Source organism: Blastococcus sp. SYSU D00813 (assembly GCF_054050735.1).
The window spans coordinates 1-26,075 of the sequence record NZ_JBJGZX010000036.1; the positions used below are offsets into that span (position 1 = coordinate 1).

Annotated in this window: 26 protein-coding genes and 1 riboswitch; of the genes, 14 read left to right on the forward strand and 12 right to left on the reverse strand. The window is 74.6% G+C overall.

From position 1 onward, the window contains the following. Together ACI8AX_RS19180 and ACI8AX_RS19185 are read right to left on the reverse strand one after the other, a co-directional pair. The coding region (locus ACI8AX_RS19180) for an aldo/keto reductase (protein WP_456551449.1) at positions 1-333 on the reverse strand (333 nt) is incomplete at its 3' end. 77 nt (positions 334-410) lie between these two features. Continuing rightward, positions 411-1,016 carry a DUF3043 domain-containing protein gene (locus ACI8AX_RS19185; RefSeq protein ID WP_456551450.1) on the reverse strand — a complete coding sequence of 202 codons (606 nt, stop codon included), beginning with the start codon at positions 1,014-1,016 and terminating at the stop codon, positions 411-413. A gap of 144 nt (positions 1,017-1,160) precedes the next feature. Between ACI8AX_RS19185 and ACI8AX_RS19190 the strand changes: the two genes are divergently transcribed. Beyond that, positions 1,161-1,508 carry a HesB/IscA family protein gene (locus ACI8AX_RS19190; RefSeq protein WP_456551451.1) on the forward strand — a complete coding sequence of 116 codons (348 nt, stop codon included), beginning with the start codon at positions 1,161-1,163 and terminating at the stop codon, positions 1,506-1,508. A 120-nt stretch (positions 1,509-1,628) separates the two neighbouring features. Here the strand turns inward: ACI8AX_RS19190 and asnB are convergent, their stop codons facing one another. The 3 genes from asnB to ACI8AX_RS19205 are packed head-to-tail and all read right to left on the reverse strand — an operon-like array spanning position 1,629 to position 4,340. Continuing rightward, complete coding sequence (asnB, locus tag ACI8AX_RS19195; protein ID WP_456551452.1) at positions 1,629-3,563, reverse strand: asparagine synthase (glutamine-hydrolyzing); 1,935 nt, start codon at positions 3,561-3,563, stop codon at positions 1,629-1,631. A 47-nt stretch (positions 3,564-3,610) separates the two neighbouring features. Beyond that, positions 3,611-3,985, reverse strand: a complete 375-nt coding sequence (locus ACI8AX_RS19200) for a DUF3817 domain-containing protein (protein ID WP_456551453.1) — start codon at positions 3,983-3,985, stop codon at positions 3,611-3,613. Continuing rightward, on the reverse strand, positions 3,975-4,340 hold the full coding sequence (locus ACI8AX_RS19205) for a metalloprotease (RefSeq protein ID WP_456551454.1): 366 nt from the start codon (positions 4,338-4,340) through the stop codon (positions 3,975-3,977). Before ACI8AX_RS19205 ends, ACI8AX_RS19200 begins: the two co-directional genes overlap by 11 nt. A gap of 267 nt (positions 4,341-4,607) precedes the next feature. Between ACI8AX_RS19205 and ctaC the strand changes: the two genes are divergently transcribed. Beyond that, positions 4,608-5,489: an aa3-type cytochrome oxidase subunit II gene (gene ctaC, locus ACI8AX_RS19210; RefSeq protein ID WP_456551455.1), complete on the forward strand. Its 882-nt coding sequence runs from the start codon at positions 4,608-4,610 to the stop codon at positions 5,487-5,489. Positions 5,490-5,540: 51 nt separating this feature from the next. Further along, the gene (locus ACI8AX_RS19215; protein WP_456551456.1) at positions 5,541-5,942 is read left to right on the forward strand and encodes a cytochrome c oxidase subunit 4; all 402 of its coding nucleotides are present in this window, start codon (positions 5,541-5,543) and stop codon (positions 5,940-5,942) included. A 768-nt stretch (positions 5,943-6,710) separates the two neighbouring features. Here ACI8AX_RS19215 and qcrB read toward each other — a convergent pair. The 4 genes from qcrB to ctaE are packed head-to-tail and all read right to left on the reverse strand — an operon-like array spanning position 6,711 to position 11,002. Further along, entirely contained in the window at positions 6,711-8,390 is a 1,680-nt protein-coding gene (gene qcrB / locus ACI8AX_RS19220; protein WP_456551457.1) for a cytochrome bc1 complex cytochrome b subunit, read from the reverse strand. Beyond that, positions 8,390-9,502, reverse strand: a complete 1,113-nt coding sequence (qcrA, locus tag ACI8AX_RS19225) for a cytochrome bc1 complex Rieske iron-sulfur subunit (RefSeq protein ID WP_456551458.1) — start codon at positions 9,500-9,502, stop codon at positions 8,390-8,392. The genes qcrB and qcrA overlap by 1 nt, the downstream gene beginning before the upstream one ends. After that, entirely contained in the window at positions 9,499-10,380 is an 882-nt protein-coding gene (gene qcrC / locus ACI8AX_RS19230) for a cytochrome bc1 complex diheme cytochrome c subunit (protein WP_456551459.1), read from the reverse strand. Before qcrC ends, qcrA begins: the two co-directional genes overlap by 4 nt. 7 nt (positions 10,381-10,387) lie before the next feature. Further along, positions 10,388-11,002: an aa3-type cytochrome oxidase subunit III gene (ctaE, locus tag ACI8AX_RS19235; protein WP_456551460.1), complete on the reverse strand. Its 615-nt coding sequence runs from the start codon at positions 11,000-11,002 to the stop codon at positions 10,388-10,390. Positions 11,003-11,131: 129 nt separating this feature from the next. On the opposite strand from ctaE, the gene ACI8AX_RS19240 reads away from it, so the two are divergent. Together ACI8AX_RS19240 and trpD are read left to right on the forward strand one after the other, a co-directional pair. Then, the gene (locus ACI8AX_RS19240) at positions 11,132-11,563 is read left to right on the forward strand and encodes a hypothetical protein (protein ID WP_456551461.1); all 432 of its coding nucleotides are present in this window, start codon (positions 11,132-11,134) and stop codon (positions 11,561-11,563) included. 4 nt (positions 11,564-11,567) lie between these two features. Further along, on the forward strand, positions 11,568-12,614 hold the full coding sequence (gene trpD / locus ACI8AX_RS19245) for an anthranilate phosphoribosyltransferase (RefSeq protein ID WP_456551462.1): 1,047 nt from the start codon (positions 11,568-11,570) through the stop codon (positions 12,612-12,614). Here trpD and ACI8AX_RS19250 read toward each other — a convergent pair. Together ACI8AX_RS19250 and ACI8AX_RS19255 are read right to left on the reverse strand one after the other, a co-directional pair. Beyond that, positions 12,611-12,898, reverse strand: coding sequence for an Lrp/AsnC family transcriptional regulator (locus ACI8AX_RS19250; RefSeq protein ID WP_456551463.1), 288 nt, complete (start codon positions 12,896-12,898; stop codon positions 12,611-12,613). The two genes, trpD and ACI8AX_RS19250, sit on opposite strands and share 4 nt — an antisense overlap. Next, the gene (locus tag ACI8AX_RS19255; RefSeq protein WP_456551464.1) at positions 12,895-14,787 is read right to left on the reverse strand and encodes a DEDD exonuclease domain-containing protein; all 1,893 of its coding nucleotides are present in this window, start codon (positions 14,785-14,787) and stop codon (positions 12,895-12,897) included. Before ACI8AX_RS19255 ends, ACI8AX_RS19250 begins: the two co-directional genes overlap by 4 nt. A gap of 193 nt (positions 14,788-14,980) precedes the next feature. Here ACI8AX_RS19255 and ACI8AX_RS19260 point away from each other — a divergent pair, with 193 nt between their 5' ends. The 5 genes from ACI8AX_RS19260 to ACI8AX_RS19280 all read left to right on the forward strand — a co-directional run bounded on the left by ACI8AX_RS19260 (position 14,981) and on the right by ACI8AX_RS19280 (position 21,133). After that, positions 14,981-16,723, forward strand: coding sequence for an NlpC/P60 family protein (locus ACI8AX_RS19260; RefSeq protein ID WP_456551465.1), 1,743 nt, complete (start codon positions 14,981-14,983; stop codon positions 16,721-16,723). 68 nt (positions 16,724-16,791) lie between these two features. After that, positions 16,792-17,097 carry a hypothetical protein gene (locus tag ACI8AX_RS19265; RefSeq protein ID WP_456551466.1) on the forward strand — a complete coding sequence of 102 codons (306 nt, stop codon included), beginning with the start codon at positions 16,792-16,794 and terminating at the stop codon, positions 17,095-17,097. A 200-nt stretch (positions 17,098-17,297) separates the two neighbouring features. Next, positions 17,298-17,471, forward strand: a riboswitch (cyclic di-AMP (ydaO/yuaA leader). Positions 17,472-17,598: 127 nt separating this feature from the next. Continuing rightward, the gene (locus ACI8AX_RS19270; protein ID WP_456551467.1) at positions 17,599-18,591 is read left to right on the forward strand and encodes an NlpC/P60 family protein; all 993 of its coding nucleotides are present in this window, start codon (positions 17,599-17,601) and stop codon (positions 18,589-18,591) included. Positions 18,592-18,737: 146 nt separating this feature from the next. Then, positions 18,738-20,003, forward strand: coding sequence for a M48 family metallopeptidase (locus ACI8AX_RS19275; RefSeq protein ID WP_456551468.1), 1,266 nt, complete (start codon positions 18,738-18,740; stop codon positions 20,001-20,003). Continuing rightward, positions 20,000-21,133: a glycosyltransferase family 4 protein gene (locus tag ACI8AX_RS19280; RefSeq protein ID WP_456551469.1), complete on the forward strand. Its 1,134-nt coding sequence runs from the start codon at positions 20,000-20,002 to the stop codon at positions 21,131-21,133. Before ACI8AX_RS19275 ends, ACI8AX_RS19280 begins: the two co-directional genes overlap by 4 nt. 42 nt (positions 21,134-21,175) lie before the next feature. Here ACI8AX_RS19280 and ACI8AX_RS19285 read toward each other — a convergent pair whose 3' ends face one another. Further along, complete coding sequence (locus ACI8AX_RS19285; RefSeq protein WP_456551470.1) at positions 21,176-22,969, reverse strand: AMP-dependent synthetase/ligase; 1,794 nt, start codon at positions 22,967-22,969, stop codon at positions 21,176-21,178. 159 nt (positions 22,970-23,128) lie between these two features. On the opposite strand from ACI8AX_RS19285, the gene ACI8AX_RS19290 reads away from it, so the two are divergent. Genes ACI8AX_RS19290 through ACI8AX_RS19305 form a run of 4 tightly spaced genes read left to right on the forward strand, consistent with a single transcriptional unit; the run spans position 23,129 to position 26,071 of the window. Beyond that, positions 23,129-23,560 (forward strand): SRPBCC family protein, encoded by a 432-nt coding sequence (locus ACI8AX_RS19290; RefSeq protein WP_456551471.1) that lies wholly within the window; start codon positions 23,129-23,131, stop codon positions 23,558-23,560. A 6-nt stretch (positions 23,561-23,566) separates the two neighbouring features. Beyond that, on the forward strand, positions 23,567-24,718 hold the full coding sequence (locus ACI8AX_RS19295; protein WP_456551472.1) for an ion transporter: 1,152 nt from the start codon (positions 23,567-23,569) through the stop codon (positions 24,716-24,718). Further along, complete coding sequence (locus tag ACI8AX_RS19300) at positions 24,715-25,104, forward strand: hypothetical protein (protein ID WP_456551473.1); 390 nt, start codon at positions 24,715-24,717, stop codon at positions 25,102-25,104. Before ACI8AX_RS19295 ends, ACI8AX_RS19300 begins: the two co-directional genes overlap by 4 nt. A 1-nt stretch (position 25,105) precedes the next feature. After that, complete coding sequence (locus tag ACI8AX_RS19305; protein ID WP_456551474.1) at positions 25,106-26,071, forward strand: ROK family protein; 966 nt, start codon at positions 25,106-25,108, stop codon at positions 26,069-26,071. The last annotated feature ends 4 nt before the right edge of the window (positions 26,072-26,075 follow it).

A 26,075-nucleotide genomic window follows, 5' to 3' on the forward strand; every position in this document is an offset into this window, starting at 1 on the left:
CCCCCCCCCCCCCCCCCCCCCCGCCCCCCCCCCCCCCCCCCCCCCCCCCCCCCCCCCCCCCCCCCCCCCCCCCCCCCCCCCCCCCGCCCCCGCCGCCCCCCCCCCCCCCCCCCCCCCCCCCCCCCCCCCCCCCCCCCCCCGCCCGAGCACCGCCTCGGCCCGCGTGCCGGCGTACACGTCGGCGGTGTCGAACGTCGTGATGCCGGCGTCGAGGGCCGCGGCCACGCACGCGCGGGCGGCGTCCTCCTCGACCTGGTCACCGTGGGTGAGCCAGTTGCCGTAGGCGATCTCGCTGATGGTCAGGCCGGAACGGCCGAGGCGTCGGTACTCCACGACCCCGGACGCTAAGCGAAGGACGGCCCTCCTGCAGGGGCCGCCGCGAGCTCGCGAGCGGTGGGGGCAGGAGGGTCCTACACCTGCTGGCCGACGGCGACCTCGGGCTTGGGGAAGCGCCAGCGGCGGATCATCGTCGACCGGCTGATGCCGTACCAGACCAGGCTCCGGGGCTTGGTCTTCTCGTTCGGGAAGCGGTCGCGCACCGTCCGCGAGATGCGCCGGCCCAGCACCACCGAGTCGCCGATGAAGACCAGGAAGTAGGCCATCCACATCAGCACGGTGTAGCCCTGCACCGCCGGGCTGGGGACGAAGTAGCCGACCAGGATCAGCGCCGCGATCGGCAGGAAGAAGGAGCCCAGGTTGCGGCGCGAGTCCACGACGTCGCGGACCAGCTTGCGGACCGGGCCCCGGTCGCGGGCCGGCAGGTAGGAGTCGTCGCCCATCGCCATGCGCTCGCGCGTGCTCGCCCGGCGGGCGGCCTGCTGCTCGCGCATCCGCTTGTAGGCCTCCTTGCGGGTGGCCGGGGGCGGCGGGGGAGGGCCGGGCCGGCGGGCCTGGGCCTCGCTGCGCTTCGGCGTGGGACGCCCCTTGCCCGCCTTGACCAGTTCCGCGGTCAGGTCGGCGGGCGTGTCGGGCGCGGCCTCGGCGCGGTCGCGGCGCCCGGGCAGACGGAGCTTCACGCGAACGAGTCTACGTGGGGACCGGCACGATCCCCGCCGGTCACGGCATCGCGCCGTACAGTGGGAAGAGGACCCGCTGCGGCGGTGTTGGCCCGGTGCGGGACCTGCCGCACCAGGCACCCCTCGGACGTGGGAGGAACACACATGACGGTGCAGGACACCACGGCGACCGGCGTCGTCCTGAGCGAGCCGGCGGCCGCCAAGGTGAAGGCGCTGCTCGACCAGGAGGGTCGTGACGACCTGCGGCTGCGCATCGCCGTGCAGCCGGGCGGGTGCTCCGGTCTGCGCTACCAGCTCTTCTTCGACGAGCGCTTCCTCGACGGCGACCAGACCTACGACTTCGGTGGGGTCGAGGTCATCGTCGACCGGATGAGCGGGCCGTACCTGGGTGGCGCGGTCATCGACTTCGTCGACACCATCGAGAAGCAGGGCTTCACGATCGACAACCCGAACGCCACGGGTTCGTGCGCCTGCGGCGACAGCTTCAGCTGACGGAGGACCCCGTCGCCCCCCAGAACGCGCTCCGCGCGCCTTGGGTCCCTGCGACGGGGCAGTTCCAGACGTGACGGAGGCCCGGTCCCCCTCGGGGGGCCGGGCCTCCGTCGTCTCGTCCTACAGCTTGACCGGGTAGACGGTCTCGGGGATCTCGGGCTTCACGCGCTCCTCGACGAAGATGCCGTGCCAGACCATGAAGACGAGCACTTCCCAGACCTGACGGGCGATGCGCTTGCTCGGCACGTCGGCCGCGCGCAGCCGGTCGAGCAGCCCGAGGACGTGGTCGCGGTCGAGCCACTCGTCGGTCTGGCTCTCGGTCACGATGCCCCGCGCCCACTCGTGCAGCGGGCCGGCCAGGAAGTCCGCCGTCGGCACCGGGAAGCCCAGCTTGCGCCGGTTCATGATCCGCGGCGGCACGATCTGGGCCATCGCCTGGCGCAGCGCGTACTTGGTGGCGTCCCCGCGGCGGGGCACCCGCTGCTCCACGGGGATGGTGCTGGCCAGCGCGAACACCTCGGGGTCCAGGAACGGCACGCGCAGCTCGAGCGAGTTCGCCATCGTCATCTTGTCGGCCTTGACGAGGATGTCGCCGCGCAGCCAGGTGAACAGGTCGACGTACTGCATCGCCGTGACGTCGTCGTACCCGGCCTCGCGGGTGCGGCGGTACAGCTCCTCGGTGACGTGCACGTGCGACAGGTCCGGGTCGCGGCCCGGCAGCAGCTGCGCCAGCTCGTCGGCGTTGAGGTTGCGGGCGTTCCCGTAGTACCGCTCCTCCAGCGGCTGCGAGGCGCGCTCGAGCAGGCTCTGCCCGCGGACGCCCTCGGGGACCAGCTTCGACAGCCGGGCCAGCGTGCGGCGGCCGGCGGCCGGCAGCCTCGACGCCCACGCGAGGCTCAGCGGCTCCCGGTAGATGGTGTAGCCGCCGAACAGCTCGTCGGCGCCCTCGCCGGACAGCACGACCTTGACGTGCTTGCGGGCCTCGCGGGCGACGAAGTACAGCGGGACGAGCGCCGGGTCGGCGACCGGGTCGTCGAGGTACCAGACCACCGTCGGGATGGCCTCGGCGAACTCCTCGGCGGTGATCTCCACCGGCACGTGCCGCACGCCGAGGATCTGCGCGGACTCCGCGGCGATCTCGATCTCCGACTGCTCCTGCCGCTGGAAGCCGACCGTGAAGGTCATCAGGTCGGGGTTGTAGCGGTGGGCGAGAGCCGCGATCGCAGTGGAGTCGATCCCGCTGGAGAGGAACGACCCCACGGTCACGTCGGCGCGCATGTGCTTGGCCACCGACTCGTCGAGCGCCTCGGCGATGCGGTCGTAGAGCTCCTGCTCGCGCCCGGCGGGCACCGGCTGCGGCTTCCACGCCGGGTGGAAGTAGCGGCTGGTGTGCAGCTCGCCGTCGACGACGGTGAAGCTCGTGCCGCTCTCGATCCGGCGGATCCCGCGGTGCAGCGTGGCCGGTTCCGGCACGTACTGCAGGGTCAGGTAGTGCTGCAGGGAGGCCGGGTCCACCCCGCCCGCGGCGGCGCTGCCGCCCAGGAGCTGGAGCACGGCCTTCTTCTCGGAGCTGAACACCAGCCCGCCGTCGGCCAGGCGCGCGGTGAACAGCGGCTTGATGCCGAAGGGGTCGCGGGCCCCGAACGCCGTCCGGGTCTGGGTGTCCCAGATGACGAAGGAGAACATCCCCCGCAGCCTGCGGACGACGTCCTGGCCCCACAGGTGGTAGCCGGCGACGATCGTCTCGGTGTCCCCGTGCGTGGCCAGCTCGGCCCCGGCGGCCTGCAGCTCCTCGCGCAGCTCGAGGTAGTTGTAGATCTCGCCGTTGAACAGGATCCGGTAGCGGTCCCGGGCGTAGGGGAGCGGCTGGGGGCTGCCCTCGAGGTCGATGATCGACAGCCGGTTGAAGCCGAGCACCACGTTCGCGTCGGACCAGACGGCGGTGTCGTCGGGCCCGCGGTGGTGCAGGCAGTGCAGCGCCTCGCGGACGCCGTCGACGATCGGCTCGCCGACCCGGTCGGCGTCGGTGGACAGGTAGGCCAGCAGGCCGCACATGGGCGCAGGTCTCCGGTTCGTGTCCCGGCGGTGGGCCGGGACGGTGGTCAGACGCGCTCGCCGGCGCGGGTCTTGCGGGTGGCGATCCGCTCGGCGACGAAGGACAGGATGGGGACGGTGCCGGCGAGGATCGTCAGCACGCTGCCCCGCAGGGTCCAGCGGGCGCGGATCGCCAGGTCGACGGCGGTCACGAAGAAGACGAAGTAGAGCCAGCCGTGGGCGGTCCCGATGACCGCCACCGGGGCGTCGGGGCCGCCGAGGTACTTCACGGGGACGGCGACCAGGACCAGTGCGATCAGCAGGACGCCGACCACCCAGGCCATGACCCGGTAGCGGAGCAGGGCGGCGGGGACGTCCTTGCCGACCCGGCGGGCGAGGGCGCGCGGCAGCCCGGCCGGCGCCGCGGTGGGCTCAGCGGCCACCGGGACCCCGCTGGCCGAGCGCCTTCTCGTTCAGCTCCGCCAGGTAGGCGTTGTACGCGGCCAGCTCGGGGTCGCCGGTCGTGTCGACCCGGGGCCGCTGGTAGAGCACGAGGGAGTTGCCCGGCTCGTCCTCGTCGGGGTCGCGGCGCAGCTCGTCGCGGACCATGCGGATGTAGAACCACAGGCCCATGAACCCATAGAGCGGCCACTGCAGGGCGTAGCTCCAGTTCACCGCGCCGCCGCCGTCCTCGGCCTTGGTCAGCTGCCAGTGCCCGAGGAAGAACGTGGCGACGAACAGCGCCGCCACGAGCAGGTGCATGGCCACCCACTTCGGGGTCAGCAGCCGGGAGAACACCCCCCGACTCTAACCGCCGGGACCCGGCGCCCGGGCCCGGTCGTGGCGGCCGTCACGGCGTCCGCGGGGCGGCGCCCGCAGCTCCAGGGTCACGACCCGGCGACGACGCCGCGGGTCGTGTCTCTCCGGTGCCGGGCCGCCGAGCGGGGTCGGCTAGTCTCGCCGCAGACTGTGGTCGGTGCGCGACCGCACGCCGGAGCGGTGTGCGGCGGCACCGGGGATGACCGTCCAGGAACTGCCGGACGGCGGACGAGGAGGCAACGAGCAGTGGCTCGAGGCAACAGGCTCGCGCGGGTCGCCGCGCTCGGTCTCCTGGGGGTCCCGGCCCTCTCGGGGTGCACCCCCGACAACGAGTTCTGGCGCTGGGGCTGGCCCGAGGGCATCACCGAGCAGTCCCAGAGCATGAAGGAGCTGTGGATCTGGTCGGTCATCGCCGCCCTGGTCGTCGGCATCCTGGTGTGGGGCCTCATCGGCTGGTCGATCGTGCGCCACCGCAAGAAGAGCGACGAGCTCCCGCGGCAGACGGCGTACAACCTGCCGCTGGAGATCGTCTACTCGATCATCCCGTTCCTGATCATCGCCGGCCTGTTCTTCTTCACGGTCGTCGTCCAGAACCGGGTGCAGGAACGCTCGGACGACCCGGACGTGAACATCACCGTCCAGGCCTTCAAGTGGAACTGGGAGTTCCTCTACGCCGACACGGCCGAGGACGAGGCCGACCAGGTCAGCACCGTCGGCAACAGCGAGGAGATCCCGATCCTCGTGCTGCCCACCGGGCAGACCGTGCAGTTCTACGTCCGCTCCGCCGACGTCATCCACTCGTTCTGGGTGCCGGAGTTCCTCTTCAAGCTCGACGTCATCCCGGGCAACGAGAACGGCCGGGACAACGTGTTCGAGGTGACCATCGAGGAGGGCCAGGAGGGCGCCTACGTCGGGCGTTGCGCCGAGCTCTGCGGCACCTACCACGCGTACATGAACTTCGAGATCCGCGTGGTGAACCAGGACGACTACGCGCGCTACATCGAGCTCCGCGAGGACGGCGCCACGACCTTCGAGGCGCTGGAGGAGGTCGACCCCGAGCTCGGTGGCTCGTCGGTGTCGACCCAGCCCTGGGACATCGCCGAGGACGCCCAGCAGGTCGACGGCTGACGTGGCCGCGCAGACGACGTCCCAGAGCACGACGCAGCAGGGAGGGCGACCGTGAAGGTCGAAGCCGCAATCTTCAACATCGTCTCCGTCACCCTGGTCGTCTTCGCCGTGGTGTACGGGCTGTGGGCGCAGGAGCCGATCGGCACCACGGCTCTGGCGCTGTCGGCGGGGCTGACCATCCTGGTCGGCGGGTTCTTCTGGTTCATCTCCCGGCGCATCGACGCCCGCCCGGAGGACCGCAAGGACGCCGAGATGGCCGACGGCGCGGGTGAGCTCGGCTTCTTCAGCCCGGCCAGCTACTGGCCGCTCGGGATCGCCCTCTCCGCGGCCACGACCGCGCTGGGCCTGGCGTTCTTCTACCCGTGGCTGATCCTCATCGGCCTGGTCGCCGTGCTCATCACGGTCGGCGGGCTGCTGTTCGAGTACTACGTCGGGCAGAACGCGCACAGCTGACGCGCACCGCCTGACACCGAGGGCCCCTCCTGCAGCCGCAGGAGGGGCCCTCGACGTCTTCCGCGCCCCGGTCCGGGCCGGGCCCGGGTCTGGGCCCGTCGTGGGCCTCCGGGGCCGTCGCCGGGCCGCGGTCGTCCGGGCGGCCGGGGGTCGACGGCCGGGCGTCGTCCCGCCGGCCGGCCGATCCCGGCCCGTTGCGGCCGCTCACGACCGACGCTGGTCGTGAGCACGGGCGCAGCCGCCGACGGGGGGACGTGGGACGGCCGTCGAGCCGTCGCTCCGGCGGCCGGGGGTCGACGGCGTCGCGCGCCAGCGGGTGACCAGGCGGCGACGTCCCGCCAGAGCGGATCGACCCGGCCGACCGTCGACCCGCAGCCGGCCACCAACCGGCCTGGAGTGGCCGCTGAGGGGCCAACGCCTGCTCCAGGGTGCCGCGGGACCGCCCACCGACTGCTGAGGCGCCCGTGCAGCCTCCCGGGCGGACCGCCGGCGGACGCGCGCGCGTGCCGACCGCACCGTGGCGGGGACCAGCCCACGAGGCCTGGCCCGGTCCGCCTGCTCCCTCGCCGGAACGCGCAGCGGGCCCTCGACGGCGCCGCGGGGGAGTGCCGGCGGCCCGACCAGGCACCTCTTGTGAGGCTCGGAGTGCCGCCTGACGGAACCTGGGCGGCCCGTCACCCGGACGTGGGGAGCCGGGACGTCGTCCCGGAACAGCGAGAGGGCCCGGTGGACGGTGTCCACCGGGCCCTCTCGATCAGTTCGACCGCGTCAGTCGCGCGGCTCCTGCGGCTTGCCGCCCTCGGAGGGGCGGCCGCCCTCGGACGGACGCCCGGAGCTGGTCAGCTCGCGGTCCTCCGCGCCGGACAGGCCGCGCTCCTCGCGCCGCTGCTCGAGCTCGACCTGGGCCGGCTCCTCGATCGGCGTGAAGAACCCGCGGATCGCGCGGCGCGCCCCACCGATCTGGTTCATCCGCTTGGGCACGGGAGCGCCGCCGTAGGCGAGCTGACCGTGGCCGTGCTCGTCGACCGGGCCGAGAGGCTGGTGCACCTCGATGAACTCACCGTGCGGCAGACGCCGGATGACACCGGTCTCGATGCCGTGCTCCAGCACCTCGCGGTCGTGCTTCTGGAGTCCGAGGCAGATGCGGTAGGTGAGCACGTAGACGATCGGCGGCAGGATGACGAGCCCGATCCGGCCGGCCCACGTCATGGCGTTGAGGCTGATCATGAACTTGTCGGCGATGACGTCGTTCCCGCCCGACAGCAGCAGGACGATGTAGAAGGTCAGGGCCATCGCGCCCAGCGAGGTCCGCACCGGGACGTCGCGCGGCCGCTGCAGCAGGTGGTGCGACGCGGTGTCGCCCGTGAGCTTCCGCTCGATGATCGGGTACAGCGCCAGGACCGTGAAGATGATCCCCGGGAGCACCACGGTCGGCCAGAACAGCGCCGGGATCGTGTAGTCACCGGGCAGGTTGATGTCCCAGGCCGGGAAGAGACGTGTCGAGCCGTCCAGGAACATGACGTACCAGTCGGGCTGGGACGCCGCCGAGACCTGCGCCGGGTTGTAGGGGCCCCAGAGCCACAGCGGGTTGATCTGCACCAGCCCGCCGAGCGCGGCGCACACACCGAACACGACGAAGAAGAGGCCACCGGCCTTGCCGGCGAAGGTCGGGAACAGGCGGTTGCCGACCACGTTGTGCTCGGTCCGGCCCGGGCCGGGGAACTGGGTGTGCTTCTGCTTCACCAGGATCAGCAGGTGGAGCGCGATCAGCGCCAGCAGGATCGCCGGGATGAGCAGCACGTGGGCGATGTACAACCGGCCCACGATGAGCTCACCCGGGTAGTCGCCGCCGAAGACCGCCCAGTGCACCCAGGTGCCGACCACCGGGATGGCCAGGATGATCGCCGACATGATGCGCAGGCCGGTGCCCGACAGCAGGTCGTCGGGGATCGAGTAGCCGGCGAAGCCCTCGAGGATCCCGAGCACGAGCAGGCCGACGCCGATCAGCCAGTTCGTCTCCCGCGGCCGGCGGAAGGCACCGGTGAAGAAGATCCGCAGCAGGTGGCAGACGATCGACGCCATGAACAGCAGCGCGGCCCAGTGGTGGATCTGCCGGATGAGCAGGCCACCGCGGACGTCGAAGGAGATGTCGAGCGTCGACTCGTAGGCCGCGGACATCTCCACGCCGCGCAGCGGGGCGTAGCTGCCGTTGTACGTGACCTCACGCAGCGACGCGTCGAAGAAGAAGGTCAGGTAGGTGCCGGTCAGCAGCAGGATGATGAACGAGTAGAGCGCGATCTCCCCGAGCAGGAACGACCAGTGGTCGGGGAAGACCTTGTTGAGGGTGCGGCGGAGGGGACCGGCGACGATGAGACGGTCGTCGACCTCCAGGGCCATCTTTCCGGCGCGGGTGGTCGGGGCACCCGGGGCCGTGGCGGTGCGAGCCATCAGATGCGCTCCCGGTTCCAATAGGTGGGACCCACGGCCTCAATGTAATCGCTGCGCGCAATGAAGTAGCCCTCGTCGTCGACCGCCAGCGGCAGCTGGGGGAGCGACCGGGTGGCCGGCCCGAAGACCGGCTTCGCGCCCTGCGTGATGTCGAACTGCGACTGGTGGCAGGGGCACAGGATCCGGCTGGTCTCCTGCTCGTACAGCGACACCGGGCAGCCGGCGTGCGTGCAGATCTTGGAGTAGGCGACGTAATCGCCGTAGCCGAAGTCGTCCTGGCCCTCGCGGGGCTGGTTGACCGCGACCTGCTCGGGGCGCAGCCGGAAGAGCATGGTGGCGGCGTCGGACTCGCGGTTGCCGCCCGGGACGGCCGGGAAGACCGTCTCCAGGGAGCCGGGGACGGCGTCGCCCGGGCGGATCGGCGTGCCGTCGTCGCGGACCAGGCGGACGCCCTCGGCCCAGGAGGTACGGCCCAGCGGGTCGCCCTTGTTCGGGTTCTTGATCAGGCCGCCCAGCGGCATGAGCAGCATCAGCCCGAGGCCACCGCCCATGAACGCCAGCGACCGGGTGATGAGCTTGCGCCGCGCCAGGCCGCTGTTGTGCAGCCCGCCGACGAGGGTGGCGCCGGTCGTCACGCGGTCGAAGTGCGAGCCGTCGTGCTTGTCCTGCACCGCGGTCTCGTGCGGCAGCAGCTTCTTGGTGTAGAGCACCAGGCCGACGCCGACGAGCGTGAGGGCCAGGCCCATCAGCAGGCCGAGCAGGGGCGTGAACAGCGTGCTGAACGAGTCGCTGTCGATGGTCCACTCCCAGTCGGGGAGGAACCAGCCGGCGCCGAGGTAGACGACGACGAACCCGAAGCCCGCGAGGCCGGCGAGACCGAACACGGTGCCGATCTGGCGGACGTAGCGACGCTCGAGCGCCGAGCCCGGCTCGGGGCCCGGGTCCACGTGCAGGACCTGCACGCCGTCGTACAGCGCACCCAGGCGGTCGAGCTCCTCGCGCGGCATCGCCGCGAGCTGCTCCGGGGTGTAGTCGTCGTCCGGCCCGCCGTGCAGCGGGCCGGGGGTGTCCGCGCCCCCGGCGGAGCCGGGGCGGGTGTCGTGCGTGGTCACGCCTTGGTCCCCATCCAGAAGATCCCGAACATCAGTGCGCTGATCCCGACCACCCAGATGACCAGGCCCTCGCCGACCGGGCCGATGCGGCCGATGCCGGCACCGCCCGGGTCGGGCATCTCCTTGACGGTCTGGATGTAGTTGATGATCGAGCGCTTCTCCTCCGGCGTGAGCTGGTTGTCACCGAAGACCGGCATGTTCTCCGGGCCGCTCAGCATCGCCGTGTAGACCTCGAGGTCGTCGGCGTCGTGCAGGCTCGGCGCGTACTTGCCGGAGGAGAGGGCGCCGCCCTCGCCGACGAAGTTGTGGCACGAGGCGCAGTTCAGGCGGAACAGCTCGCCGCCGAGGGCCAGGTCGCCGTCGCGCAGGTCGCCGCTGGGCACCGCGGGCCCGCCGCCGTTGGCCTGCACGTAGGTGATGAGCTGGTCGATCTCCTCGTCGCTGAACACGACGGGCTTGTCCGGGCCCTGCTCGGCCTGGCGCACCAGCGGCATGCGGCCGGTGTGCACCTGGAAGTAGACGGACGCGCCGCCGACGCCGATGAGCGAGGGGCCACGGCCCTCGACGCCCTCGAGGTTCTCGCCGTGGCAGGTGATGCAGCTGTTCTCGTAGATCTCGCGCCCGGCCGTGTAGTCGGCGCTCTCGGCGCCCTGCGCCTCCTCCGCGTGCGCGGGGGCGAGGGTCGAGTACAGCGCGCCGGTCAGCACGAGGGCGGCCATCAGGCCGGCCACGTTGGCCACGCGGCGACGGGCCTTGGACAGGCGTCGGGAACGGGCGGCGGCGGCCGGGGTGCCCGCGGCGGGACGGAACCGCCGGGTGCGGGCGCGACGCGGCACGTCGTCGGGCTGGGCGTCGGACTGCGGGTTCGTGGTGGACACCGTTTCCCTAGCGGATCAGGTAGATCGTGGCGAACAGCCCGATCCACACGACGTCGACGAAGTGCCAGTAGTAGGAGACCACGATCGCCGAGGTCGCCTGTGCCGGCGTGAAGCGGCCCATGGTGGACCGGATGAGCACGTAGATGAAGGCGATGAGCCCACCGATGACGTGCAGCCCGTGGAACCCGGTCGTGATGTAGAAGACCGACCCGTAGGTGCTGGAGGAGATCGAGGTGCCGTGCTCCTCGACCAGCGTGACGTACTCGAAGGCCTGGCCCAGCACGAAGATCAGCCCCATCACGAAGGTGATGGAGAACCAGCGGCGCAGCCCGTACACGTTGCCCTGCTCCGCGGCGAAGACGCCGAGCTGGCAGGTCACCGACGACGCGACCAGGATCGTCGTGAAGACCAGGGCGTACGGCAGGTTGAGCTCGGTGGGCTCGGGTGGCCATCCGTCCGTGGCGCGCGCCCGCGCGGTGAAGTACATGGCGAAGAGCCCGGCGAAGAACATCAGCTCGCTGGAGAGCCAGACGATCGTGCCGACGCTGACCATGTTCGGTCGGGTCAGGGAGTGCACCCGCGAGGTGTCGAAGGTGCCGCTCGCGACGGGAGCCGTTGTCACGCCGCCATCATGGCACCGCGTGCCGACGACGACGACCGTGGGTGGGTGCGCGTTGCGGGCTGTGACCGGGTCGAGACCCGGGCCCGGCGGGGATCCGTGCGGCGCGGCGTGACCACTAGGCTCCCGGGTGTGAGCGCCACCTCAGCGAACCCGGCCGTCCCGGCCACCGTCGTGGTCTACAGCTCCCGGCCGGAGGTCCGCCAGGCGGTGCGGACGGCGGTGGGGCGGCAGCCCGCGGCCGACGTCGGACCGATCACGTGGATCGAGTGCGCCACCGGCGAGGAGGTCGTCGCCGCGGTCGACGAGGGCGGCATCGACCTGTGCGTCCTCGACGGCGAGGCCCAGCCCACCGGCGGCATGGCCCTGGCCCGCCAGCTCAAGGTCGAGGTGGCCGACTGCCCGGCGCTGTGCGTGCTCATCGCCCGCCAGCCCGACCGCTGGCTGGCGCACTGGTCGCAGGCGGACCTGACGCTGCCGCTGCCGGTCGACCCGTTGACCGCCCCGCGCGCCGTTGCCGACGTGCTCCGGTCGAGGGTGGGCCTGCCCGCCGTCCGCCGCTGAGCGCGTGGGCACACCGACCTGGCCGGCGCTGCTGACCCGGCTGCTGGCCCGCGAGGACCTGGCCACCGACGACGCGGCCTGGGCGATGCGCGAGATCATGGCGGGGGAGGCCACCCCGGCCCAGATCGCGGCGTTCGCCGTCGCGCTGCGCGCGAAGGGGGAGTCGCCGGCCGAGGTGGCCGGGCTGTCGGCCACGATGCTGGAACGTGCCACGCCCGTGGAGCTGACCGTCGGCTGCGTCGACATCGTCGGGACCGGTGGCGACGGCGCGCACACGGTGAACATCTCGTCGATGGCGTCGGTGGTGGCCGCCGCGGCCGGGGTGCCGGTCGCCAAGCACGGCAACCGGGCGGCGTCGTCGTCCTCCGGCGCGGCCGACGTGCTCGAGGCGCTCGGGGTCGTCATCGACCTGCCCGCCGACGCCGTCTCGCGGTGCGTCGAACGGGCGGGGATCGGCTTCTTCTTCGCGCCGGTCTTCCACCCCGGCCTGCGGTTCGCCGGGGCCCCGCGCCGCGAGATGGGCATCGGCACGGTCTTCAACTTCCTCGGGCCGCTGGCCAACCCCGCGCGGCCCGTCGCGGCCGCGATCGGCTGCGCGGACCCGCGGATGGCCCCCGTCCTCGCCGCGGTGCTGGCCGGGCGCGGCACGAGCGCGCTGGTGTTCCGCGGGGACGACGGCCTCGACGAGCTCACCACCGCGACGACCTCGGCGGTGTGGGTCGTGTCCGACGGCACGGTGCGGCCGGACCGGGTGGACCCGACCGCGCTCGGCATCCCGGCCGCGCCCGTGGACGCGCTGCGCGGCGGCGACCCGGCGTTCAACGCCGACGTCTTCCGCCGGGTGGTCGGCGGGGAGCCCGGACCGGTGCGCGACGCCGTGCTGCTCAACGCGGCGGCGGCGCTGGCGGCCTTCGACGGCCCCGGCGACGACCTGACCGCGGCGCTGTCGGCGGCCCTGGGACGGGCGGCGGCCGCGGTGGACGACGGGCGGGCGGCCGCGCTGCTCGACCGGTGGGTGCAGGTGAGCCGCGAGGTGGCCCCGGCCCGCTAGTCGGCGGTGTCGAACCCGATGGCGAAGGCGGCCTCGAGGTCGTGGCGGGAGTACGCCCGGAAGGCGATGTGCGTGTCGGTCTCCAGCACACCGGGCACCTTGCTGATCCGCCCGGCGATCACCTCGGCGATCTGGTCGAACTCGCGGACCCGCACGATCGCGATCAGGTCGGCGTCGCCGGCGACCGAGTAGACCTCGCTGACGCCCTCGAGGCCGGCCACGGCCTCGGCCACCTCGGGGATGACGTCGGTGGCCGCGTCGATCATGACGATGGCGGTGATCACGCCGGGGATGCTAGCCGGGCCGAGGCCCTCCCGTCGGGTGCGGACCGGCCGGGGGAGACCCGCTCGGGACGGGCCCGGGTGCCGAGGGACCGGCCGTCGGCGAAGGGCTCGCGCTCGCGGCGGCCGGCCTCCACGCGCTCCAGGAAGCCGCTGTAGGAGCCGGTCCCCGGCACGGGGCAGGCCAGCGTCCCGTCGACCTCCACGAGCCGCGTGCCAGGCTTCTCCATCCAGCGCAGCACCAGCTCGGTCTCGTCGACGGTCGCGGCCAGCTCCCCCTCGGGCCCCACCGGGGTCTCGGCGGTGGCCAGCAGGCCGGCCAGCGTCTGCCGCACCGAGCTGCCCCGCGGTGCCCCGCCCGCGGCCACCAGGCGCCCGCGGCGGACGACGGACAGGTGCCACCCACCGGCGCCGTCGGGCCGGGCGACGACCAGCTGCGGCACCGCGGCCAGCGACTCCAGCCGTTGCCGGCGGCGCACCGCGCGCACGAGGACGGCGGCGCGGTCGCGCAGGACGGCGGCGTCCTCGAACCGCTCCTCGGCCGCCAGCCGGTCGACGCGGGCGAGCAGGGGGCTGAGGAGGGCCTCGGGGTCGGAGGCGACGGCGGCGCGCAGGACGCCGGCGATCTCGCCGTACTCCTCGGCCGACTGCGCCCCGGTGCACGGCGCCCCGCACCGCCCCATGCCGGCCAGCGCGCAGGCCGTGCCCAGGACCCGCAGCGACAGGCGCGAGGTGCACTGCCGCAGCGGCAGCGACTCGTGGATCGCGGCGGCCGCGGCGTCGGCCGCCCGGCGGTCGGGGAACGGGCCGAGGAAGACGCCGGCGCCCGGGCGGACGCGGCGGACGACCGAGAGCCGGGGGAAGACCTCCTCGGTCAGCCGGATCCACAGCGCCCGCTCGGGGAACCGGGAGCGCCGGTTGTACCGCGGCTTGTGCTCGGCGATCAGGCGCAGCTCGCGCACGGCCGCCTCGAGGTCGTGGGCGCAGGGGATGGCCTCGACCCGCTGGGACAGCGCCACCATCTCGGTGATCCGGCTGCGCTGCTCGCTGGAGGAGAAGTAGCTGCGCACCCGGCTGCGCAGGTCGTTCGACGTCCCCACGTAGAGCGGTTCGTCCTTCGGGCCGCGGAACAGGTAGACGCCCGGCCCGCTGGGCACGCCGTCGGCCAGGTGCCGCTTGCGCCGCCGCTCGGGGTCGACCTGCCGGGTCAGGCCGGTGAGCTCCTCCAGCGAGGTGATGCCCAGCGGGCCCAGCCGCTCGAACAGGCCGTGCAGCACGTCGACCGTGGCGCGGGCGTCGGCCAGCGCGCGGTGGCAGGGGTCGGTGGTGGCGGAGAAGTACGGCGCGAGGGTGGCCAGCTTGCAGTTGGGCACCTCGTCGCGGCTGAGCAGCCGGCGGGCCAGGACGGCGGTGTCGACCGAGGCCGCCGCCGGCCAGGGGATGCCGTTCTCCGCGCACGCCGCCTTGAGGAAGCCGAGGTCGAACGGGGCGTTGTGGGCGACGAGCACGGCGCCGTGCGCGAACTCGAGGAAGGCCGGGAGCACGCTGCCGATGCGCGGCGCGGCGGCGACCATCGTGGTGGTGATGCCGGTCAGCACGCTGATGTAGGGCGGGATCTCGCGCCCCGGGTCGACCAGGGTCTGGAACTCCCCGAGGACCTCCCCGCCGCGCACCTTGACGGCGCCGATCTCGGTGATCGCGCTGTCCCGCGGCGACCCGCCGGTCGTCTCGAGGTCGACCACCACGAAGGTCACCTCCGACAGCGGTGTGCCGAGCTCCTCGATCGTGGCCTGCACGTACCGCGGACCCGGGTCGAAGCGCGGTGCCAGGTCGCGGCCGCCGGAGCCGGCGGGAGGGACCCACCCGTGCGGGGTGGCGGGAGCGGGTGGCACGCGGCGGACGGTAGGTCGGGGCACCGACAGTCCCGCCGAGCCACGCCGACGCGCCCGCCTCCCGCGGGGGTCCTCCTCCAGCTCGGGGGTGTCCCCCGCGAGGACGAACCCCCAGGTCGGGGTGGCGGAGGGGCGTCGGACGGGACACCATCCCGTCGGGGTCGCCGAGGACCCCGCCGGAGAGAGGGAACCGATGCTCCAGCGCTGGCCGTGGCGCGCACGTCGTCCGTCGGTGCTCCTGGCCGGGGCGGCCGCCGTCGTGGTCGCCCTCGCCGGCCCGCTGGCCGGACCCGCCGCGGCGGACCCGAGCGACCAGCCCGGCGGGACCACCGGCGTCCTGGACAGCGACGCGCTCGACGAGCTCCAGCGGCGGGCGGCGGAGGTCCAGGCCGACCTGCTGGCGCGCCAGGGGGAGGTCGTCGCGGCGCAGGAGGCGCTGGCCGCCGCCCGGGTGACGGCCGAGGAGGCCGAGGCCGTGGTCGCCGACGTGGAGGGGGAGCTGGCCGGCTACCAGGACGTCGTGGCCGAGTACGCCTCGGCGGTCTACCGCGACGGCGGCGCGCTCACCCCGCTCACCCTGCTGCTGACCGGGGGCGACCCGGGCGAGATCGTCGCCGCGATGGGCTACCTGGACGCCGTCGACGCGCACGCCGCCGAGGTGGTGACCGCGGCCGAGCGGCAGCGCCAGGCGGCGGTCGCCGAGCGCGACCGCGCCGCCGCGGCGCTGGCGGAGGCCCAGGCCCGCGCCGACCAGGTCGCCGCGGAGGTGCAGGAGCTGGAGGACGCCGCGGCCGCCGTGACCGGCGAGCTGGACGCCGCCCTGGGCGACGTCGACCGGCAGCTGGCGCAGCTGCAGCAGGAGCAGGTCCGGGTCAACGAGCAGACCGCCGCCAACTGGCAGGCCTACCTCGACGAGCTGGTGGCCGCCGGGGTGCAGGCGCCGCCGGCCGCCGAGATGCTCGACCCCGTCGCCGGGCTGCCCGGCGGGCTGGTCCCGGTCGGCTCGGTCTCCGGGGGCGCCCAGGCCGGCGCCGCGCAGCTGCCCCGCCAGCCGACGTCGCTGCTCGTCCTGCCCCGCGAGGTGCTCACGGCCGTGACGACGGCGATGGGGCAGCTGGGCCTGCCCTACGCGCCGGGCACCACGGGCCCGGAGTCGTTCGACTGCGGGTCGCTGGTGCAGTCGGCCTACCGCACGGCCGGCATCGAGCTGCCGGCCGACCAGGCCGGCCTGTTCGCGGTCACGCGGCCGATCGCGAACGAGGACGTCCTGCCCGGGGACCTGGTCTTCCTGGGGACGCCGGAGGCGGGCCTCGGGCACGTGGGCCTGGCCCTGGACACCCGCTCGATGCTGGCCGCCGACGCGCGGGCCGGCGCGGTCGTCGTGCGCTCGCTGCCGATGGACCAGGTGCTGATGATCGGCCGGCCGAGCACCGGCCAGCGCCCGGCCGAGCCGGCGCCCGGGCCGACCGGGGGCGCGCTCGAGGTGGAGTGCGGCAACACCGTCTACCCGCCGAGCTTCGACGGCGCGCGGTCGTGGGGCGGGTACCCCAACGGCCTGATCCCGCCGAGCGCGCTGTGCGAGATCGGGGTCGCGGCCCACTCGCTGCGCTGCGACGCGGCCGCGGCCTACCGGGCGATGGACGCCGCCTACGCCGCCGCGTTCGGCTCGCCGATCTGCATCACCGACTCCTACCGGACCTACGCCAGCCAGGTCCGCCTCTACGGGCAGAAGCCGGCGCTGGCGGCCGTGCCCGGCACCAGCAACCACGGCTGGGGACTGGCGGTCGACCTGTGCGGCGGCATCCAGGACTTCGGCACCCCGCAGTACCGGTGGATGGTGGCCAACGCCGGCCGCTTCGGCTGGCTGCACCCCACGTGGGCCGATCCCGGCAACGGGCGCGAGGAGCCCTGGCACTGGGAGTACGCGGGCACCTGACCCGGAACTGTCGGTGGCCGTGCCTAGCGTCGCGCCTGACCGACGAGAGGACCGGGAGGAGAGCGGCCATGCTCATCGACTGCGACACCTGCACCGCCCGCGGTACCGGCTGCGCCGACTGCGTGGTCACGGTGCTGCTGGGGGCCCCGCCGGGCTGGCAGGGCACGGATCCGGCCGTGGTGCCGATGACCCGCCGTCCGGCGTCCCCCGCGGAGGAGCCCGTGACGGCGACCACCCAGGCCGGGGTGGTCGTGGAGCTCGACGAGGTGGAGCGCCGTGCCGTCCGGGCGCTCGCCGAGGGCGGCCTGGTGCCCCCGCTGCGGCACCGGACGGGGCCCGACGACGCGTCCGGCGACCACCGCCGGATCGGCTGACGGGTCCGGGGGACCCGGGGACGGTGACGCACCGGAGTGGCGAGCGTGCTGATCGTGCTGTTTCCCACAACGCACGCACCCCCCGTTTGTCACTTCTGCATCACGTCCGTACCGTGTCCGGCGTCCGACCGGGTGGTCGTCGCCCCGCGCGGGGTGACCTCGGCCGGACACCGCCGAGTCACCGCAGGCTCCGGCGCCGCCACCACGGGGCGCCCGGGACCGAGGTGAGCCGGGGACCCACCGCAGCACTGGGGTGAGTTCTCGTGTGCGCCGGCATGCCGGTGTGCACGCGCCGTCCGCGGCGCGCAGAGATAGGGCACGTCTTCCCAGCCCGAACCCGTCAGCTAACTCGGTAGGCGGTTGCTGAGGAAGAACGGAGAGCCGCCGACCGTGGCGACGCCTCGCCCTGCCCTGGGGCATGCACGAGATCAGTTCCACCCCGGTCTCCCGTCCGGGAACCGCCGTCCCACCCGCTCCCGCCGGCTCGGCCGCGGAGTGCTCGTGGGGACCACCGCCGCCCTGACGATCACCGTCCTGCCGGGCACGGCCGCCGCCGACCCGGAGGCGGCCACCACCCCGGAGCAGGCCGCCCAGCTGGTCGCCGACGCCAGCCACCGCCTCGAGGCGGTCTCCGAGCAGGTCAACGAGGCCCGCGAGGTCCTCGCCCTGCAGCAGCTCGCCGCCGCGGCCGCCCGCCAGGAGGTCGAGACCACCCAGGCGCAGCTGGACTCCCTCGACGGGCAGATCCGGCAGGTCGCCCGCAGCGCCTACACCGGCGCCGACGACGGGCTGGCGACCCTCGACCTGCTGATGACCAGCGAGTCCGCCGAGGACTTCGTCAGCAGCCTGGCGATGCTCGAGCACATCGCCGGCCACACCACCGGTGTGCTGGACGACGTCTCGGCCGCTGCCGAGGTGGCCGAGCAGGCCCGGGCCGACGCCGAGTCGGCCGAGGAGGCCGCCCAGCAGACGCTGGACGACCTCAGCGCCCAGGAGGACCAGCTCCAGTCCGACATCGCCGACTACCAGCGGCAGTACGACGAGCTGACCGCCGCCCAGCAGGCGCAGGTGCAGCAGGCCCAGGCCGCGCACACCGGTCAGGCCGTGGCGCCGGCCGCGGTCGCCCGCCCGGTGGCGAACAGCGCCGCCGCGCAGGTCGCCGTCGACACGGCGCTGGCCCAGGTCGGGGACCCCTACGTGTGGGGCGCCGGCGGGCCGAACTCCTTCGACTGCTCGGGCCTGACGCAGTACGCCTACGCCGCCGCCGGCGTGAGCCTGCCGCACTCCAGCCGCATGCAGTCGCAGATGGGCACCTCGGTCTCGCGGGGCGAGATGCAGCCGGGCGACCTGATCTTCTACTACAGCCCGGTCAGCCACGTCTCGATGTACATCGGGAACGGCCAGATGGTGCACGCCTCCACCTCCGGGCAGCCGGTGAAGGTGGTCAGCGTCGACTCCATGGGCGGGATCACCGCCATCCGCCGCATCGTCTGAGCCGGCGCCCCGCAGCGGGCGTCGACAGGACCGGGCCGGTGACCCCTCGGGGGTCACCGGCCCGGTCCCTTCGGCCCCGGTGCAGAGGGCCGCGCCGAGCTCGCCAGGCGTGAGGGGCAGCGGGGCCCTTCTTCTAAGCTCGGGATGTGTCCGCCCGCCGGGCCGCGCTCGTGGCCGCGGTCGTCCTCGGTGCGGCCTTCGTCCTCGTGGTGGTCCTGCGGACGCCCTGGACCCTCCTGCCCGCCCTGCCGGGCGGCGCCACCGCGCCCGACCCCGGCGCCGGCCTCCCGGCCGCCGTGGTGGAGCGGGCGGAGGCCTTCGCCGGCGCCATCCGCCCGGCGTCGCTCGCCTCGCTGGTGCTGGGGCTGGCGGTGTCCGCCGTCCTCGGGCTGACCCGCCTCGGCGCGCGGCTGGTCCAGGCCGTCGCCCGGCCGCTGGGCGGCGGGTGGGTCTGGCAGGTGCTGCTCGGCACGCTGGCGCTCAGCGCCGTGGGCCGCCTGGTCACCCTGCCGATCAGCGTCTACGGCGAGGTGGTGCGCCACCGGTACGGGCTGTCGACCCGCAGCTGGCCCCTGTGGGCGCGCGACGTCGTCGTCTCGCTGGCCATCGACGCGGCCCTGACCGCCCTGGGGCTGCTCGTGCTCGTCTGGCTGGTGCGCAGGGCCCCGCGCACGTGGTGGGCCTGGGCCGCCGGTGCGGCGGCCGCGCTCGTCGTCGTCGGGTCCTTCCTCTACCCGGTGGTCATCGAGCCGGCGTTCAACAGCTTCGAGCCGCTGCCGGCCGGACAGCTGCGCACGGACCTGCTGGAGCTGGCCGACGAGAACGGCACACCCGTCGAGGACGTGCTGGTGTCCGACGCCTCCCGGCGGACGACGTCGCTGAACGCCTACGTCTCCGGGTTCGGCAGCACCCGCCGGATCGTCCTCTACGACACCCTGCTGACCCGGCTCCCCGACGACGAGATCGAGTCGATCGTCGCCCACGAGCTGGGCCACGTGGCCACCGACGACGTCCTCACCGGCACGCTGATGGGCGCCCTCGGCGCGGCCGGCGCCGTGTGCCTGCTCGGCTGGCTGCTCACCTCCGCGCCGCTGCTGCGCCGGGCCGGCGTCGGGTCCCCGGGCGACGGCCGGGTGGTCGCGCTGGCGCTGCTGCTCGTCTCCGCCGGCACCCTGCTGGCCACGCCGGTGCAGAACCTCGTGTCGCGGCAGATCGAGACGCGCGCCGACCTGCACGCCCTCGAGCTGACCGGGGACGCGCAGGCGTTCGTCGACATGCAGGAGCGGCTCGCCTCGACCAACCTCTCCGACCCCGACCCGCCGGCGGCCTGGCACTGGTTCTTCGGGTCGCACCCCACCTCGGCGCAGCGGATCGCCTTCGCCGAGGACTGGCTGCGCGCGGGGGAGCCGTGAGCCGCACGCTCGTCGTCACCAACGACTTCCCGCCGCGCCAGGGCGGCATCCAGACCTTCGTGGCGGCGCTGCTGGCCCGCCGCCCGCCTGACTCCCTCGTGGTGCTCGCCTCGCGCTCGCCGGGCTGGGAGGAGCACGACGCCGCGCTGCCGTACCCGGTGGTCCGCCGTCCGACGGCGATGCTGCTGCCCACCCGGGGCGCCGCCCGGGCCGCCGCCGACCTCGCCCGCCGGTACGGCTGCGACACCGCCTTCTACGGCGCGGCCGCCCCGCTCGGGCTCCTGGCGCCGGCGTTGCGCTCGGCGGGGGTGCGCCACCAGGTCGGGGCGACCCACGGGCACGAGACCGGCTGGGTCGCCGTGCCCGGCGGCCGGCAGCTGATGCGCCGGATCGCCGCCGAGCTCGACGTGCTCACCTACATCAGCGAGTACACCCGCGGCCGGCTGGAGCCGGCGCTGCGCGGGCGCGCGCGGATGGCGCAGCTCTCCCCGGGGGTGGACGTCGAGGCGTTCTCCCCGGCGGCCGACGGGACGGCGGTCCGCCGCCGGTACGGGCTGGGGGAGGCCCCCGTCGTCGTCTGCGTGTCCCGGCTGGTCGCGCGCAAGGGCCAGGACGTGCTCGTGGCCGGCTGGCCGCGGGTGCTCGCGCGGCACCCGGACGCGCGGCTGCTCCTGGTCGGCGGCGGGCCCGAGGAGGCCGCCCTGCGTCGCGCCGTCGCGGCGCGGGGGCTGGGCGACTCCGTCGTCCTCACCGGGCCGGTGCCCCCCGGCCAGCTGCCCGACCACTACGCCGCCGGGGACGTGTTCGCCATGCCCTGCCGCACCCGGCGGGGCGGCCTCGACGTCGAGGGGCTGGGCATGGTCTACCTCGAGGCCGCCGCCTGCGGGCTGCCCGTCGTCGCCGGCACCTCCGGCGGCGCCCCGGAGGCCGTGCAGGACGGCGTCACCGGCCGGGTCGTGGCCGACCCGCGCTCGCCCGAGGGCGTGGCTGCCGTGCTGACCGGGCTGCTGGACGACCCCGAGCGGGCGCGGGCCATGGGCCGGGCCGGCCGGGCCTGGGTGGAGCAGCGGTGGTCGTGGACCCGGATCGCCGAGACCTTCGCGGCCCTGCTGGAGCCCGGGAACGGCTGAGCCCCGCCCCGCCGGTGGCGGGACGGGGCTCGGCGAGGTGGTTCAGCGGGCGTAGATCGACTCGACCTCGGCGTCGAACTCCTTGAGGACGACGTTGCGCTTCAGCTTCAGGCTCGGGGTCAGCATCCCGTTGTCCTCGGTGAAGTCGGTCGTCAGCACCTTGTACTTCTTGATCGCCTCGGCCTGGGAGACGGCCTTGTTGGCGTCGGCGACCGCGGCGTCGAGCTCGGCCCGCACGTCGGGGTCGTCGACGAGCGCGGTGATCTTCGTGTCGGCGGGCTTGCCCTTGGACTCCAGCCACTGGGGCAGGGCCTCCTCGTCGAGGGTGATCAGCGCGCCGATGAACGGCCGCTGGTCGCCGACGACGATGCACTGGCTGACCAGCCGGTGCGCGCGCAGGCGGTCCTCGAGGACGGCCGGGGCGACGTTCTTGCCGCCGGCGGTCACCAGGATCTCCTTCTTGCGGCCGGTGATCTTGACGAACCCGTCGGCGTCGATCTCGCCGAGGTCGCCGGTGTGGAACCAGCCGTCGGCGTCGATCGCCTCGGCGGTGGCCTGCTCGTTCTTCCAGTAGCCGCGCATCACGACGCCGCCGCGGATGAGGATCTCGCCGTCGTCGGCGATCGCGAAGGCGACGCCCGGCAGCGGCCGGCCGACGGTGCCGATGCGCAGCGCGTCGTCGTGGTTGACCGACGCGGCGGCGGTGGTCTCGGTCAGGCCGTAGCCCTCGTAGACCGTGACGCCGATGCCGCGGAAGAAGTGGCCCAGCCGGTCGCCGAGCGGGGCGCCGCCGGAGATGGCGCCCAGGCAGCGGCCGCCGAGCGCGGCGCGCAGCTTGCCGTAGACCAGCTTGTCGAACAGCGCGTGCTGGGCGCGCAGGGCCAGGCCGGGGCCGCCGGTGTCCTGGGCGCGGGACCAGTCGATGGCCACCTGGGCGGCCCGGTCGAAGATCTTGCCCTTGCCGTCGCCCTCGGCCTTGGCCTTGGCCTGGTTGAAGACCTTCTCGAAGACCCGAGGGACGGCGAGGACGAAGGTCGGCTTGAAGGCGCCGAGGTCCTCGACCAGGTTCTTCACGTCGGGGGTGTGGCCGATGACCGTGCGGGTCTTGATCGCGCCGACCTGCAGGACCCGGGCCAGCACGTGCGCCAGCGGGATGAACAGCAGCAGGGAGCCCTGCACGTTCATGAACCGGCCGAGCAGGCTCATGCCGTTGCCGACCTCGAAGAGGAAGTTGCGGTGGGTGAGCTCGCAGCCCTTGGGCCGGCCCGTCGTCCCGCTCGTGTAGATGAGGGTGGCCAGGCTGTCGGCGTTCAGCGTCGCCCGGCGCGCGTCGAGCTCGCTGTCGGGCACCTCGGCGCCGGCCGCGGTGAGCGTGCCGAGGGCGTCGTCCTCGATGACGTAGACGGGACCCAGGTCCGGCGCCTGGTCGCGGACGGAGTCGACCGCGGCGGCGTGCTCGCCCTTCTCCACGATCATGGCGGTGGCGCCCGAGTCGGAGAGGATCCACGCCACCTGGTCGGGGCTGGAGGTCTCGTACACCGGGACGACGACGGCGCCGGCGGTCCAGATGGCGAAGTCGACGACCGTCCACTCGTAGCGGGTCTTGGCCTGCAGGGCGACGCGGTCACCGGCCTGGACGCCGGCGGCCACGAGGCCCTTGGCGACGCCGCGGACCTGGTCGCCGAACTCCCGCCAGGTCACGTCCTCCCAGCGGCCGTTGCGCTGGATGCGCAGGCCGACCTCGTCACCGTGTCCGGCGACGTTCTCGGCCAGCATGTCGGGGAGGGCCTCGTCCGGGCCCACCTCGGTCGTCGCGGGGACGCTGAACTCGCGCACGCCTGGTCCTCTCTGCCGCACCGCGCCCCGGGCGCCGTCGCCCGGCCGGCCCCGGTGGGGCGTCCGGCCTGCAAATCTAGTCGGTGGTGGCTACTCGTGAGTAGCTGAGGCGGGCGTCTGCCCGCGGCGGCGGGCGCGCGAGCGGTTAGCCTGCTCCGCATGGCCGACCAGTCCACCCAGTCGATCGTCGTCGACGCCCCCGCTGCCGACGTGATGGCGGTCATCGCCGACTTCGACGCCTACCCGACGTGGGTGGCCGCGGCTAAGCGGGTGGAGGTCCTCGAGACCGGTCCCGACGGCCGCGCCCGGCAGGTCCACTTCGTGCTCGACGCCGGCGCGGTCAAGGACGACTACGTCCTCGACTACACCTGGGAGGGCGACCGCCGGGTCTCCTGGCGGCTGGTCAAGGGCCAGATGCAGAAGCGGCAGGAGGGGTCCTACACCCTCGTCGAGACCGACGGCCGCACCGAGGTCACGTACGCGATCACGATCGACCTCTCCATCCCGATGCTCGGGATGATCAAGCGCAAGGCCGAGAAGGTCATCCTCGACACCGCGCTCAAGGAGCTCAAGAAGCGCGTCGAGGGCTGACCCGGCGTGACCACCACGCTCGTCACCGGTCCCGGCGGGGCCGGCTCCTCCACGGTGTCGGCGGCCCTGGCCGTCCGCGCGGCACTCGCCGGCCGCCGTGCCGTGCTGCTGTCCCGCCGGCCGGTCCCGGTCGGCGACGTCGAGGGCCTGCGCGTGGTCACCCCCGACCCGCAGCGGGCCTTCGAGGGCCTGTGGGGCTCGGTCGGCCCGGCGCTGACCGCGGCCCTGCCCGACCTGCCGGTCCCGCCGGCCTCGTCGGTGGTGGCGCCGCCGGGCGCGGCCGACCTGGCGCTGCTCGCCGGGCTCGCCGACGCCCAGGCCGACGGCGGGGCCGACCTCGTCGTGGTGGACGCGGGGCCGCTGGAGGCCGCGCTGGCGCTGCTGGCCCTGCCCGCGGGGCTGCGGTGGTGGTTCGGCCAGGTGCTGCCGACCCGGCTGCGCATGCTGGGCGCCGTCCGCACCGCCGCGGTGCGCACCGGCGCCGTCCGCCCCGGCCCGGTGGACGCCGCCCTCGCCGCGGTGCCGGCGGTCGAGCGGCTGCTCGCCCGGGTGGACCTCGCCGACCCGGCCACCACCGAGCTGCGGCTGGTCACCGAGCCGCGGGAGGCCGCGGTCGCCGCGGTCCGCGACGCGCTCCCGGTGCTGGCGCTGCACGGGCAGCGTCCCGCCGTGGTGCACGCGCGCGTGCTGGCCGACGGCGGCTCGGGCCCGTGGTGGGACGCGCGCGTCGCCGAGCAGGACCGCTGCCTCGCCGACCTGGCCGGCCTCGCCCCGGTGGCGCCGCTCCCGGAGCTCGCCCGCGCGCCCGCCGGGGCCGACGCGCTCGCCGCGCTGCTGGCCGCCGACGCCGTCGCGCCGGTGGCGTCGCCCGAGGTCCCGGCGCCGGCGCGGGTGCCCGGCGGGTGGCGGCTCGCCGTCCCGCTGCCCTTCGCGCGGCGCGGGGCGCTGGAGCTGACCCGGTGGGACGACGACCTCGTCGTCACGGTGGCCGGCGCCCGCCGCTCGCTGCGCCTGGACCCGCTGCTGCGCCGCTGCGTGGTGACCGGCGGGTCGCTGACCGACGCCGGCACCGCGACCGCGCGGCTGGAGGTCGACTTCGCACCTGATCCGCAGCAGTGGCCGGCCGACCTGCTGGCCGCCGAGGGGAGCACCGCATGAACCCGGGGGACGACTGGCTGGAGCACGCGCGGCGGCTCGTGGCCGGGCTGGGGCAGTCGCTGGCGGCCGCCGCGCCGGCCGACCGCGCGGACGCCGCGGACGGGCCGGAGCCGGCCGCCGCGCACGGGTCCGACTGCCGGTGGTGCCCGCTGTGCCAGGCGGCGGCGGTGCTGCGCGGCGAGCGGCCGGAGGTGACCGCGGCGCTGGCCGACGCGCTCGGCGCCGCGGCCGCGGCCCTGCGGGCGCTGGCCGCCGAGCCCGGGCGCCCCGCGGAGGAGCCGGGGCGGGCGGAGCAGCCGGCCGGGGCGGAGCCCGCGGCCGCGCCGGGCCCGCAGCCGGGGCCCGAGACCGCCGGTCCCGTGGTGCAGCACATCGAGATCGCCTGAGGTGGACGCCCCCGCCGTCGGCGTCGACATCGGCGGCACCAAGGTCGCCGGTGGCCTCGTCACCGCCGAGGGGGGCGTCGTCGGCACGGCACGCCGGACGACGCCCGGCGGCTCCCCGGCCGAGACGGAGGACGCGATCGTCGCCGTCGTCGAGGAGCTCACCGCCGCGGCGGGGGAGCCGCCGGTCGGCGTGGGGGTCGGTGCGGCCGGCTGGTTCGACCGCACCGGGGACACGGTCCTGTTCAGCCCGCACCTCGCCTGGCGCAACACCGCGCTGCGGCGAGACCTGGCCCGGCGGCTGCCGCTCCCGCTGTGGGTGGGCAACGACGCCGACGCGGCCGCCTGGGCCGAGTACCGGTTCGGTGCGGCCCGGGGCGCCCGGCTGGCGCTGATGGTCACGCTCGGCACCGGGATCGGCGGCGGGATCGTGCTCGACGGCCGGCTGCAGCGCGGCGCGCACGGCGTGGCGGGGGAGTGGGGCCACATGCGCGTCGTCCCCGACGGACGGCTGTGCGCCTGCGGCAACCGCGGGTGCTGGGAGCAGTATGCCAGCGGCACGGCCCTGGCCTCGACCGCGCGGGAGGTCGCGCGGAGCTCCCCGGCCGCGGCCGCCGGGCTGCTCGAGCGGGTGGCCGGCCGGGCCGACGCGCTCACCGGCGAGGACGTCGCCGAGGCCGCCGCGGCGGGGGACGCGCTGGCCCGGGAGCTGATCGCCGAGGTCGGGCACTGGCTGGGGCAGGGCATCGCCGACCTCGCCGCCGTCCTCGACCCCGACGTCGTCGTGATCGGCGGGGGCGTCAGCGTGCTGGGGGAGGCGGTGCTGGCGCCCGCGCGGGAGCGCCTGGAGCGGGCGCTGCCCGGGCGGGGCTTCCGCCCGGGCCCGGAGGTCGTCGCCGCGACGCTGGGCGCCCAGGCCGGCCTGGTCGGTGCCGCCGACCTCGCCCGGCTGGAGGCCGGCGTCCGCTAGCCGA